Below are 12,325 nucleotides of genomic sequence, written 5' to 3' on the forward strand. Positions count from 1 at the left end.
TGGCGCCCCGCCAGCGGGCGGGAGAACGATCTCTCGTTCGACGCTATCCCGCGCCTGGTCCCGTACGCAACAGCTGTCGGTCTCGGCGAGAGTTCGATCTCCCGACGTCGGATCCGTGCATGCTGGTCGAGTAGCCCCGCAGGGGCGTATCGAGACCCCACGTCCTCTGCAGGGCGGTCTGCAGACTCGGCTTCTGACGCCGGTGGATCTCGATACGCCCGCTGCGCGGGCTACTCGATCAGCATGCGGCGGCCGGCTCCGCGGGCTGCTCTATCAGCATGAGGTGGCCCGCTGCGCATGCAGATCGATCAGCATGCGGTGACCCGCTGCACGGGCTGCTCGATCAGCATGGCTCGGTCCGATGAGCGGGTCGCCCGACCGGCACGACGACGAAGGCGGGCGGAGGGACGCGTGTGCGTCCGCTCCGCCCGCCTCCGGGTGGGGTGGTGCCGGTCAGCCCAGGTGGCGCAGGAAGAGCGCTCCGAGCGGTGGGAGGATCAGCTCGGCCGAGGCGGGGCGGCCCGCCCAGGGCTCGTCGCGGGCCTCGACCGCGCCGAAGTTGCCGACTCCGGAGCCGCCGTAGATCTCGGCGTCCGTGTTGAGCAGCTCCTCCCAGCGGCCGGCCTCGGGGAGGCCGACGCGGTAGCCGTGCACCGGCGAGCCGGAGAAGTTCACGATGACCGCGACCGCGCGGCCGGCCTTGTCCTTGCGGAGGAAGGAGATCACGTTCGGCGCCGCGGCACCGCCGTCGATCCACTCGAAGCCGGCCTGGTCGTTGTCGAGCTCGTTCAGCGACGGGACCTCGCGGTAGAGGCGGTTCAGCTCGCCGACGAGGCTCCACAGCCCGCGGTGACTGGGCTGGTCGAGGATCCACCAGTCCAGCCCGCGCTCCTCGGACCACTCGGAGTACTGCCCGAACTCCTGGCCCATGAAGAGCAGCTGCTTGCCCGGGTGCGCCCACATGAACGCCAGGTAGGCCCGCACGTTCGCCAGCTGCTGCCAGTGGTCGCCGGGCATCTTCTGGATCAGCGAGCCCTTGCCGTGCACGACCTCGTCGTGGCTGATCGGCAGCACGAACTGCTCGCTGAAGGCGTAGACGAAGGAGAAGGTGATCTCGCCCAGGTGGTACTGACGCCACAGCGGGTCGTTCGCCATGTAGCGCAGCGAGTCGTTCATCCAGCCCATGTTCCACTTGAGCCCGAAGCCGAGCCCGCCGGAGACGGTGGGCTGGGTGACGCCGGGCCAGCTGGTGGACTCCTCGGCGATCATCATGATGCCGGGGTAGAGCTTGTAGGCGGTGGCGTTCACCTCCTGCAGGAAGCTGATCGCCTCGAGGTTCTCCCGGCCGCCGTACTCGTTCGGCAGCCACTCGCCCTCCTTGCGGGAGTAGTCGAGGTAGAGCATCGACGCCACGGCGTCGACCCGGAGGCCGTCGACGTGGAACTCCTCGAGCCAGAACAGCGCGTTGGCTACGAGGAAGTTGCGGACCTGGGTGTGCCCGAAGTCGAAGACGTAGGTGCCCCAGTCCATCTGCTCGCCGCGACGCCAGTCCGGGTGCTCGTAGAGGGGCTCGCCGTCGAAGCGGGCGAGCGCGAAGTCGTCCTTCGGGAAGTGCCCGGGCACCCAGTCGACGAGCACGCCGATGCCGGCCTGGTGCAGCCGGTCGATCAGGTACTTGAGGTCGTCGGCGGTGCCGAAGCGGCTCGACGCGGCGTAGTAGCCGGTGACCTGGTAGCCCCAGGAGCCGCCGAAGGGGTGCTCGGCGAGCGGCATGAACTCGACGTGGGTGAAGCCCAGCGTGGTGACGTACTCGATCAGCGGGTCCGCGAGGTCGCGGTAGCCTAGACCGGGCTTCCAGGAGCCGAGGTGCATCTCGTAGACGCTGATCGGCTGGGTGTGCGGGTCGACGCTCGCGCGTTGCTCCATCCAGCCGGAGTCGCTCCACTGGTGGTGGGAGACGGGGACGCGCGAGGCGGTCGCCGGCGGCACCTCCGTGGCGCGGGCCATCGGGTCGGCCTTGCGGACCCAGCGGCCGTCGCGCGAGAGCAGGTCGAACTTGTAGGAGGCGCCGGGCTCGACGCCGGGGACGAAGATCTCCCAGACGCCGTTGACGCCGAGGTTGCGCAGCGCGTGGCCCTCGCCGCTCCAGTCGTTGAAGTCGCCGACGACGCGGACGGCCTGGGCGTGCGGCGCCCAGACGGCGAACGAGGTGCCCCAGACGCCCTCGTGCTCGCGGTGACGAGCGCCGAGCGCCTCCCAGAGCCGCTCGTGCCGGCCCTCGCCGATCAGGTGCAGGTCGAAGTCGCCGACGGTCTTGGTGAAACGGTACGGGTCCTCGGCGGTCCAGGAGGAGCCGTCGCCGTAGTGCGCCTCGACGGTGTACGCCTGCGGGTCCTCGTCGTGGACGCCCTGCCAGAGGCCGTCGTGCAGGTGCTCGAGTTCGACGCGGACGCCGCCGGCCAGGACGGCCGTGACGGCGTCGGCGAGCGGCCGGCGCACGCGGACGACCGCGCCGCCGCCGGGGAGCGGGTGCTGCCCGAGGACGTCGTGGGGGAGCGCGTTGCTGCCGGTCGCCAGCTGCTGGAGGACCCACTCGGGGAACTCGGGGAGCGCGTCGACGTCGGAGTCCGGCGCCGGGGCGGGGTCGGAGTCGCTCGTCTCGGCGATCGGTGCGTCGGCCGCGGCGGTCGGCTCGGGCGGCGTCAGCGGCTCGAGGGTCGCGGACGGAGCGGTCGGCTCCGGCGGCGTCAGCGGCTCGGGGGTCGCGGACACCGTGGCAGGCTCGGGCGGCAGGAGCCGCTCGGGAGGCGCGACGGGCTCGGGCGGGGTGAGCCGCTCGGGCGCCGCGGACGACTCCTCGGCCGCAGGCTCCGCGACGTGCGCGCCCGTGGTCGTGGCCGAGCTCGTGCCGGTCGTCACGACCGTCTCCACTCGCGGCTCGACGCCCGCCGCGTCGGCGGGGCTGCCGGCCTCGGCGGGGACGACGTCCTGCGCAGGCCCCGTCCCGCGCTCGCTCTCGTCCGTGCTCTCGACCGGGCTCGTGCCCTTGTCCTCGGGAACCGTCATCGTCCGTCCGCCTTCACGCTCAGGATGTGCACGGGCTCGACGAAGGAGTCGAGCCGCACGTAGTTGTCGCTGCCCCAGGTCCACACGGCACCGGTGATCAGGTCCTCGACCTCGTAGGTCGAGCTCCAGTCCAGCCCGAGGGACGGCAGGTCGATGTGCACCGTGGTCTCGCGTGCCGAGTGCGGATCGGTGTTGACCACGACCAGGAGGGTGTCGTCGCTGCCGGTGCCGGTGAACGCGCGGTCCAGGTGCTTGGAGTAGACGAGGATCGCGTCGTCGTCGCTGCCGTGCACCTGCAGGTTGCGGCGCTGGGCGAGCGCGGGGTGCGCCCGGCGGATCTCGTTCAGCCGGGTGATGTACGGGGCGATCGTCGAGCCGTCGGCGTCGGCCGCGGCCCAGTCGCGCGTCTTGTACTCGAACTTCTCGTTGTCGATGTTCTCCTCGGCACCGGGGCGCGCGACGTTCTCGATCAGCTCGTAGCCGGCGTAGACACCCCAGAGCGGTGAGGCCGTCGCGGCGAGCGCGGCGCGGACCTTGTAGGCCGAGCGGCCGCCGTACTGGAGGTACTCGGTGAGGATGTCCGGCGTGTTCACGAAGAGGTTCGGCCGCATGTAGTCGGCCGTCTCGTGCGAGATGCTCGTGAAGAACTCCTCGAGCTCCTCCTTGGTGTTGCGCCAGGTGAAGTACGAGTACGACTGCTGGAAGCCCACCTTGCCGAGCGCCCGCATGATCGCCGGGCGGGTGAACGCCTCCGCGAGGAAGACGACCTCGGGGTTCTCGGCGTTGACCTCGTGGATGATCCACTCCCAGAAGTCGAGCGGCTTGGTGTGCGGGTTGTCGACGCGGAAGATCTTCACGCCGAGCGAGATCCAGTAGCGCAGGACGCGCAGCGCCTCCTGGCGGATGCCCTCGGGGTCGTTGTCGAAGTTGATCGGATAGATGTCCTGGTACTTCTTCGGCGGGTTCTCGGCGTAGGCGATCGAGCCGTCCGGCAGCGTCGTGAACCACTCCGGGTGGCTGGTCACCCAGGGGTGATCCGGCGAGGCCTGGAGCGCGAAGTCGAGCGCGAGCTCGAGGCCCGCGGCGGTGACGGCGTCGTGGAAGGCGGTGAAGTCCTCCACGGTGCCGAGGTCGGGGTGGATCGCGTCGTGGCCGCCCTCAGGGGCGCCGATCGCCCACGGCGAGCCGGGGTCGCCCGGGCCGGCGTTCAGCGTGTTGTTCGGGCCCTTGCGGAAGTTGCGGCCGATCGGGTGGATCGGCGGCAGGTAGAGCACGTCGAAGCCCATCGCTGCGACGGCGGGGAGGCGGTCGATCGCGGTGCGGAAGGAGCCGGAGGTGACGCTGCCGTCCTCGTTCCGGACGGCGCCCTCGGAGCGGGGGAAGAACTCGTACCAGGCGCCGACGCCCGCGCGGGTGCGCTCGACATGCACGGTGCGCGGCTCGGAGACGCTCGCGAGGCTCATCACGGGGCGCGCGGTGAAGGCGCCGTGCACGGCGGGGTACTCGGCCGCGGCGAGGCGCGCCTCGGGGGTAAGCGACTCGTCCGCCACGGTGGCGGCGGCGTCGGAGAGCAGGGAGCGCTCGGCCTCGGAGCGGGCGTCGTCGCCGGCCGCGGTGCGCAGGAGGCCCTCGCCGATCGCGAAGCAGACGGCGATGTCCAGGCCGGCCGGGATCTTGACCTCGGCGGTGTGCAGCCAGGTCGCCCAGTCGTCGGCGAAGGCGCGGATGCGGTAGGTCCAGTCGCCCTCGTCGTCGAGGAGGACGAGGCGCCCGTAGCGGTCGGTGCCGGTGGCGATCAGCGCCATCCGGTGCTCCGACTCGGTGCCGGCGGGGGAGGTGAGCAGCAGGTCGACGCCGATCAGGTCGTGCCCCTCGCGGAACGCCGTCGCCGCGAACGGGACGACCTCTCCGACGAAGGCCTTCGCCGGCCAGCGGTCGTCCTCGAGCCGCGGCTGCGGATCGATGATCGGGATGCGCTCGGCGCGCACCCGGTAGCCGGAGCCGGTCGGAGGGGACTGCTCCGCGGTCTCCGCCGCAGCCTCGGCAGCCGGCGCCGCGTCGGCCGTCCCCGGTGCCACGGGTGCCTGCGCCTGCGCGGCCGGAGCCGGTGCGGTGCGATCCTGCGCATCCTGTGCCGCCGCCTCGGGCGACGGGGGTGTCTGCGCGGCCGGAGTCTCCTCGCGGGCCGCACCTCCCCGAGCCGCTCGTCGTGCGTCCTTGCCGTGCGAAGCCTTGCCGAAAGGTGTCTGAGCCACGTCACGACAGTAGCGACCGGCGATGCCTTTGGCACGCCGGTTGCGAACGCGCGCGCCGCTGTGCAAAAGGGTCGGCGCCACGGCCGACGGCGCCCGCGGGCACTCCGCTACAGTGTGCGAGCGCGACCGCCCCGGCCGTCCGCAGGGGGTGCTCGCCGGGGTCCGCAGTCGCCGGGATCAGCCGGTCGCCGTACCGGCAGAGAGTCGAGGAGTGCCGTGAAGGCCATCCGCCGCTTCACCGTCCGATCGGTCCTGCCGCCCGAGCTGTCCGCGCTCGGCGAGCTGGCGGGCAATCTGCGCTGGGCCTGGCACGAGCCGACGCGGCGCCTGTTCGAGCGGGCGGACGCCGAGCTGTGGCAGCGCAGCGGAGGCGACCCGACCGCGCTCCTCGGCGCGATCGCGCCCGAGCGCCTCGCCGAGCTGGCCCGCGACCAGGGCTTCGTCGACGACGCCTGGCGCCTCCGCGACGACCTCGAGCGCTACCGCACTGAGCCGCGCTGGTACCAGTCGCTGCCGGAGTCGGCGCCGCGCTCGATCGCCTACTTCTCGCCCGAGTTCGGCATCGCCGCGGCGCTCCCGCAGTACTCCGGCGGCCTGGGCATCCTCGCGGGCGACCATCTCAAGGCGTCCTCGGACCTCGGCGTGCCGCTGACGGGCGTCGGCCTCTTCTACCGCTCGGGCTACTTCTCCCAGGGCCTCTCCGCCGACGGCTGGCAGCTCGAGTCCTACCCCTCGCTCGACCCCGACGGCCTGCCGCTGCGGATCGTGCGGCTGGCGGACGGCTCCGCGGCGCGGATCGTGCTGGCCCTGCCGGACGGGCGCGCGCTCTACGCCCGGGTCTGGCGGGCCGAGGTGGGCCGGGTGACGCTGCTGCTGCTCGACACCGACGTCCGCGAGAACGAGGACGCCCTGCGGACGGTCACCGACCGGCTCTACGGCGGCGGCGGCGAGCACCGCCTCCTGCAGGAGCTGCTGCTGGGCATCGGCGGCGTGCGCGCCCTCGAGCTGTGGGCCGAGGTCTCGGGCACGCCGCTCCCCGAGGTGTTCCACACCAACGAGGGGCACGCGGGCTTCCAGGGTCTCGAGCGCATCTCCGGCCTGATCGGCTCGGGCCTCGACTTCGACCAGGCCCTGCAGGTCGTCCGCGCGAGCACCGTCTTCACCACGCACACGCCGGTGCCCGCGGGCATCGACCGCTTCGACCGCGGGATGATCGAGCGGTACTTCACGACCGAGCTGCTGCCGGGCGTGCAGATCGAGGACGTGCTGGCGCTGGGCTCCGAGTCGACCACGGGCGGTGCGAGCGACGTCTTCAACATGGCGTTCATGGGGCTCCGCCTGGCGCAGCGCTCCAACGGCGTCTCGAAGCTGCACGGCGAGGTCAGCCGCTCGATGTTCTCCGGTCTCTGGCCGGGCTTCGACACGGCGGAGGTGCCGATCGGCTCGGTCACCAACGGCGTGCACGCGGCGACCTGGACCGATCCGATCCTCCGGGGTCTCGCCCGCGACCGGCTCGGCACCGACGACACCACCCGCGCCGACTGGGCGTCCGGCGCCCTGAGCGACGGCGAGCTCTGGCAGGCGCGGCGCTCGATGCGCGAGCAGCTGGTGCGTGACGCCCGGGCGCGCGCCGCCCGCTCCTGGCGCGAGCAGAACCCCGGCGGCCTGACTCCGGCCTGGCTGGACGAGCTGCTCGACCCGGACGTGCTCACCATCGGCTTCGCCCGGCGCGTGCCCACCTACAAGCGGCTGACGCTGATGCTGCACGACCCGGAGCGGCTGCGCGCGCTGCTGACGCACCCGGAGCACCCGATCCAGATCGTGATCGCCGGCAAGTCGCACCCGGCCGACGAGGAGGGCAAGCGGCTGATCCAGAAGCTGGTCCGCTTCGCGCAGGAGCCGGACGTGCGCCGGCGGATCGTCTTCCTGCCCGACTACGACATCGCGATGGCGCAGCTGCTCTACCCGGGCACCGACGTCTGGCTGAACAACCCGCTGCGTCCGCTCGAGGCGTGCGGCACCTCCGGGATGAAGGCGGCGCTGAACGGCTCGCTGAACCTGTCGATCCTCGACGGCTGGTGGAACGAGTACTTCGACGGCGAGAACGGCTGGGCGATCCCGTCCTCCGACCGCGACCTCGATCCGGAGTCGCGCGACACGCTCGAGGCGGACGCGCTCTACGAGCTGCTCGAGAGCGAGGTCGTGCCGCGCTACTACGAGCGCGACCACGACGGGGTGCCGCGCCGCTGGGTGCGCTCGATCCGGCACACGCTGGCGACGCTCTCGCCGGAGCTGTCGGCCGAGCGGATGGTGCGCCAGTACGTGGAGGCGCTCTACCAGCCCGCCGCCGAGGCCGGGCGCGAGATCGCGGCCGACCACTTCGAGCCGGCCAAGGAGCTGTCGGCGTGGAAGCAGCGGGTGCGCGCGGGCTGGCCGGGCGTGGCGGTCGCCTCCGTGGAGTCCGGCGGCATCGACGCGGTGCCCCAGCGCGGCGACCGGCTCGCCCTGCGCGCGGGAGTGCGCCTCGGCGAGCTCTCGCCCGAGGACGTCGTGGTGCAGGTCGTCTCCGGCACCACCGCGGCGGACGGCTCGCTCGTCGACGTCCGCCTGCACGAGCTCGAGGTCGCCGAGGAGTCGGGCGCGGTCGTGCCCGCCGACGCGGTCGGCCGCGTGCCCTACGCCGGCGAGATCGTCCTCGACCGCAGCGGCTCCTTCGGCTACACCGTCCGCGTCGTGCCGCGGCACCCGCTGCTCGCCCGCTCGGCCGAGCTCGGCCTGGTCGCGGCGGCCGGCTGACGCGCCCGCGTGCCGGTCGAGCAGCCGCGCAGCGTCCGTTCGGAGTCATGCTGGTCGAGTAGCCGCGGAGCGGCGTATCGAGACCCGCCCATCGGAGGACGGTGGATCTCGATACGCCCGCTCCGCGGGCTACTCGATCAGCATGTCTCGATCCGCCTTCTGCGAGGGCTGCTCGATCAGCATGGGGGCGGCCTCCGTTCAGATGCATGCTGGTCGAGTAGCCGCGCAGCGGCGTATCGAGACCCGCCCGCCCTCAGCGCGCGATGTCCGCGACGATCGCGCCCGTCGCGGCGACGAGGTCCGCCCACGCGAGCTCGATGTCGAAGCCGCGGCGGCCGCCGGAGACGAGCACGGTGTCGTACAGCTCCGCCGTCTCGTCGAGCACCGTGCGGTGCCGCGTCTTCTGCCCGATCGGCGAGATGCCGCCGAGCACGTAGCCGGTGCGCCGCTGCGCGAGCGCGGGGTCGGCCATCGCGGCCCGCTTGCCGCCGACCGCCGCCGCGAGCTCCTTGAGCCCCAGCTGCCCGGTCACCGGCACGATGCCGACGACCAGCTCGCCGTCGACGTCGACCAGCAGCGTCTTGAACACCCGCTCCGGCTCCACCCCGAGCGCCTCGGCCGCCTCGCCGCCGTAGCTCGCCGCTCCGGGATCGTGCCGGTACTCCCGCGGCACGAAGGCGATCCCCGCCGCGGTCAGCGCGAGCGTCGCCGGCGTCCCCGGTCCGCCCTTCATCAGCTCGCGGCGGCCGGACGCGGGCCGTGCGCGGCGAAGAGCTGCATCGACGTGCCGGCGACGCGGACGACCTGCCCCGGCTCGAACGTCTCGCCGTGCTCGAGCGGCACCGCCTCCTCGCTGCTCCACAGACGGGTGTACCCGGTGACGCCCTCGCTCTCGGCGAGGACCACCGCGGTGTCCGCCTCGACGCCGTGCACGATCAGCAGGACGCGGTCGAACTCCTCCGTCTCGGGAGTCGACGCCGCCAGGTACTGCAGCGTGCGGTTCTCCGCCGAGGTCCAGTCGTGCTCGGACATCGTCCGCCCGTGCGCGTCGAACCACTGCATGCTCGTCGCACCCGGCGTCACCGCACCGCCGCGCCCGTAGTGCGAGGGCCGCAGCGCCGGGTGCTCGCGGCGCAGGCGGATGAGCGTCCGTGCGTGCTCCCGCAGCTCGAGCTGCCAGTCGCTGCGCCCGTCCCAGCGCAGCCAGGTGAGGTCCGAGTCCTGGCAGTAGGCGTTGTTGTTGCCGCGCTGACTGCGGCCGAACTCGTCGCCGGCTGTGATCATCGGCACACCGGCCGAGAGCAGGAGCGTCCCGAGCAGGTTCCGCATCGCCTTCCGCCGGCCCCGGTTGACGCCGTCGTCGGTGGTCGGGCCCTCGAAGCCGTGGTTGAAGGAGCGGTTGGTGTCGGCGCCGTCGCGGTTCGACTCCCCGTTGCCGATGTTGTGCTTGACGTTGTAGGAGACCAGGTCGGCGAGCGTGAAGCCGTCGTGCGCCGTGACGAAGTTGACGGAGGCGAGCGGCCCGCGCTCGAGCGAGAACGTGTTCGACGAGCCGGAGAGCCGGGTCGCGAAGCCGCCGATGCCCACCGGCGCCGTTCCCGCGCGCCGGGCGTAGTCGATGTCCGAGAGCCAGAAGTTGCGCGCGCGGTCGCGGTAGCGGTCGTTCCACTCCGACCAGCCGTCGGGGAAGTTGCCGGTCTGCCAGCCGCCCATGCCGACGTCCCAGGGCTCGGCGATCATCTTCACGTCGGCGAGCGCCGGATCCTCGACGGCCGCGCGCAGCAGCGGGTGGTCGCGCTGGAAGTGCGCGATCTCGTCGCGCCCCAGTGTCGCCGCGAGGTCGAGCCGGAAGCCGTCGACCCCGACCTCGTCGGACCAGTAGCGGAGCGAGTCGAGCACCAGGCGCTGCGCGACGGGCCGGCCGAAGTCGATCGTGTTGCCGCAGCCGGTCACGTCGATGTAGTGGCCCTCGCCGGTCTGGCGGTAGTACGCCCGGTCGTCGATGCCACGCAGGCTCGAGCGCGGACCCTGCGGCCCCTCCTCGGCGGTGTGGTTATAGACGACGTCGAGGATCACCTCGAGCCCGGCCTCGTGCAGCAGCTTGACCATGCCCTTGAACTCGCGCAGCACCGCGGTCGGGCCGCCGCGCTGGGCGGCGGGGGAGGCGTAGGCGGCGTGCGGGCTGAAGAAGTTGAGGGTGTTGTATCCCCAGTAGTTGGTGAGCCCCTGGCGCAGCAGACGCTGCTCCGAGACGAACGCGTGCACGGGGAGGAGCTCGACGGCGGTGACCCCGAGGTCGAGGAGCGACGAGACGGTGGACTCGTGCGCGAGGCCCGCGTAGCTGCCGCGCAGCTCGACGGGCAGCGCCGGGTTCAGCTTGGTCAGGCCCTTCACGTGCGCCTCGTAGATCACCGTGCGGTCCAGCGGCGTGCGCGGCTTCTCGGAGGAGCCCCAGTCGAAGGAGTCGTCCACGACGACGGAGCGCCACTCGTTCTCGGCGACCCGGTGCAGCCCGCGGGAGTACGGCTCGAGCAGGGGGACCCGCGGATCGAAGCGGCCGGGGACGCCCGAGGGCCCGTCCACCTTGATCGCGTAGCGGCGGCCGACGGTCAGCTGCGCGGCCCGGGCCGACCAGACGTCGTCCTCCCCGCGCGTCAGCGGGACGGTGCGGGTGACCCAGCTCGGGTCCTTCTCGTCGTAGAGCAGCAGATCGATGGCGGTCGCGTGCTCCGACCAGACCCGCAGCTCACCGCCCTCCGCGTCCACGACGACTCCGAGGCGGGCCAGGGAGTCGCGTGTCTGCATGCGACCTACAGTAGTGAGGGGCCGGAGACCTGCTCCGCACCCCGGACGCGGGACGGAGGGCGCCATGATCTATCTCGACCACGCGGCGACCACCCCGCTCCGGGCGTCGGCGCTCGCCGCCTTCGCCGAGGCGTCCGCGCAGCCCGGCAACCCCTCCTCGGTGCACGGCTCGGGCCAGGAGGCGCGCCGCCGGCTCGAGGACGCCCGCTCGGCGATCGCCGTCGCCCTCGGCTGCGAGCCGATCGAGGTGATCCTCACCGCGGGCGGCACCGAGGCGATCAACCTGGCGCTCAAGGGCCTCTACTGGCAGCGCGTTGCGGAGTCCCCGGCGCGCACGCGCATCCTCGTGCCCGGCGGCGAGCACCACGCCACGATCGACACGGTCGAGTGGCTGGCGGCCCACGAGGGCGCCCGCGTCGAGTGGCTCGAGCTCGACGCCGAGGGGACGCTGCGGCCCGAGACGCTCGAGGCGGCGCTCGCCGCGGATCCCGGCTCCGCCGCGCTGGTCTCCGCGCTCTGGGTGAACAACGAGATCGGCACTATCGCGCCGGTCGCCGAGCTGGCCGCGGTCTGCGCGCGGGCCGGCGTGCCGCTGCACCTCGACGCGGTCGCGGCGCTCGGCCACGTGCCGCTCGAGATCGCGGCGGTGCGGCGCGCCTCCGGCTCCCGCGACGGCGCGGGTCTCGTCGCGGTCAGCGTCTCGGGTCACAAGGTCGGCGGGCCGATCGCGACCGGCGCCCTCGTCCTGGCGCGCGACGCCCGGGTCGTGCCGGTCCTGCACGGCGGTGGCCAGCAGCGCGGGGTCCGCTCGGGCACCCAGGACGTCCCCGGGGCGGCGGCGTTCGCGGCGGCCGTGACGGAGGCGGTCGCTGAGCTGCCCGAGGAGGCGCTGCGACTGGCGGCTCTGCGCGACCGGCTCGTCGCGGGGATCCTCGCGGCCGTCCCCGGTGCGACGCTGACCGGGCCGGCCGTCGACTCCGGTCGGCGGGTCGCGAGCAACGCGCACGTCGCCTTCCCCGGTGCGCAGGGCGACTCGCTCCTCTTCCTCCTGGACATGGCGGGCGTCTCGGTGTCGACCGGCTCGGCCTGCACGGCGGGCATCCCCGAGCCCTCGCACGTGGTGCTGGCGCTCGGCCGCAGCGAGGACGAGGCGCGCGGCGTGCTCCGGATGACGCTGGGCTGGACCACGACGGACGCCGACGTGGACGCGCTGCTCGCGGCGCTGCCGGACGCGTACGCGCGGGCGGCCCGCGCCGGCCTGTCCAGCCGCGCCGTGCTCCCCGCCTGACGCCGCCTCCGCGCGGTGCCACCCGTTGTGCAGGCGCTCGTCCGTTCTGCAGGTGTCCGGCGCGAGTCGCCCGATCCTCCGTGCAGGTCTGCGCCGAACGCGCGCGACCGCCTGC

Annotated in this window: 6 protein-coding genes; 2 read left to right on the forward strand and 4 right to left on the reverse strand. The window is 72.9% G+C overall.

Annotated elements, in window-relative coordinates; translation table 11 throughout:
• Positions 1-453 precede the first annotated feature (453 nt).
• Together glgB and EDF17_RS06655 are read right to left on the reverse strand one after the other, a co-directional pair.
• The gene (glgB, locus tag EDF17_RS06650) at positions 454-3,066 is read right to left on the reverse strand and encodes a 1,4-alpha-glucan branching protein GlgB (protein ID WP_123445747.1); all 2,613 of its coding nucleotides are present in this window, start codon (positions 3,064-3,066) and stop codon (positions 454-456) included.
• Positions 3,063-5,033: an alpha-1,4-glucan--maltose-1-phosphate maltosyltransferase gene (locus EDF17_RS06655; protein WP_311316438.1), complete on the reverse strand. Its 1,971-nt coding sequence runs from the start codon at positions 5,031-5,033 to the stop codon at positions 3,063-3,065. Before EDF17_RS06655 ends, glgB begins: the two co-directional genes overlap by 4 nt.
• 504 nt (positions 5,034-5,537) lie before the next feature.
• Here EDF17_RS06655 and glgP point away from each other — a divergent pair.
• A complete protein-coding gene (glgP, locus tag EDF17_RS06660; protein ID WP_123445749.1) occupies positions 5,538-8,117 on the forward strand; it encodes an alpha-glucan family phosphorylase in 2,580 nt (859 codons plus the stop codon).
• Between the two features lie 253 nt (positions 8,118-8,370).
• Here glgP and ybaK read toward each other — a convergent pair whose 3' ends face one another.
• The gene (ybaK, locus tag EDF17_RS06665) at positions 8,371-8,850 is read right to left on the reverse strand and encodes a Cys-tRNA(Pro) deacylase (protein ID WP_123445750.1); all 480 of its coding nucleotides are present in this window, start codon (positions 8,848-8,850) and stop codon (positions 8,371-8,373) included.
• Positions 8,850-10,922, reverse strand: a complete 2,073-nt coding sequence (gene glgX / locus EDF17_RS06670) for a glycogen debranching protein GlgX (RefSeq protein ID WP_123445751.1) — start codon at positions 10,920-10,922, stop codon at positions 8,850-8,852. Before glgX ends, ybaK begins: the two co-directional genes overlap by 1 nt.
• Before the next feature lie 64 nt (positions 10,923-10,986).
• On the opposite strand from glgX, the gene EDF17_RS06675 reads away from it, so the two are divergent.
• Positions 10,987-12,210: a cysteine desulfurase family protein gene (locus EDF17_RS06675; protein ID WP_123445752.1), complete on the forward strand. Its 1,224-nt coding sequence runs from the start codon at positions 10,987-10,989 to the stop codon at positions 12,208-12,210.
• Positions 12,211-12,325: the final 115 nt, after the last annotated feature.

This window comes from Rathayibacter sp. PhB1 (assembly GCF_004362935.1).
Classification (GTDB): Bacteria; Actinomycetota; Actinomycetes; order Actinomycetales; family Microbacteriaceae; genus Rathayibacter; species Rathayibacter festucae.

Bases quoted from the DNA above. Each gene is read 5' to 3' on its own strand.
- glgB (WP_123445747.1), bottom strand. From the start codon at position 3,066: ATGACGGTTCCCGAGGACAAGGGCACGAGCCCGGTCGAGAGCACGGAC.
- ybaK (WP_123445750.1), bottom strand. From the start codon at position 8,850: ATGAAGGGCGGACCGGGGACGCCGGCGACGCTCGCGCTGACCGCGGCG.
- glgX (WP_123445751.1), bottom strand. From the start codon at position 10,922: ATGCAGACACGCGACTCCCTGGCCCGCCTCGGAGTCGTCGTGGACGCG.
- EDF17_RS06675 (WP_123445752.1), top strand. From the start codon at position 10,987: ATGATCTATCTCGACCACGCGGCGACCACCCCGCTCCGGGCGTCGGCG.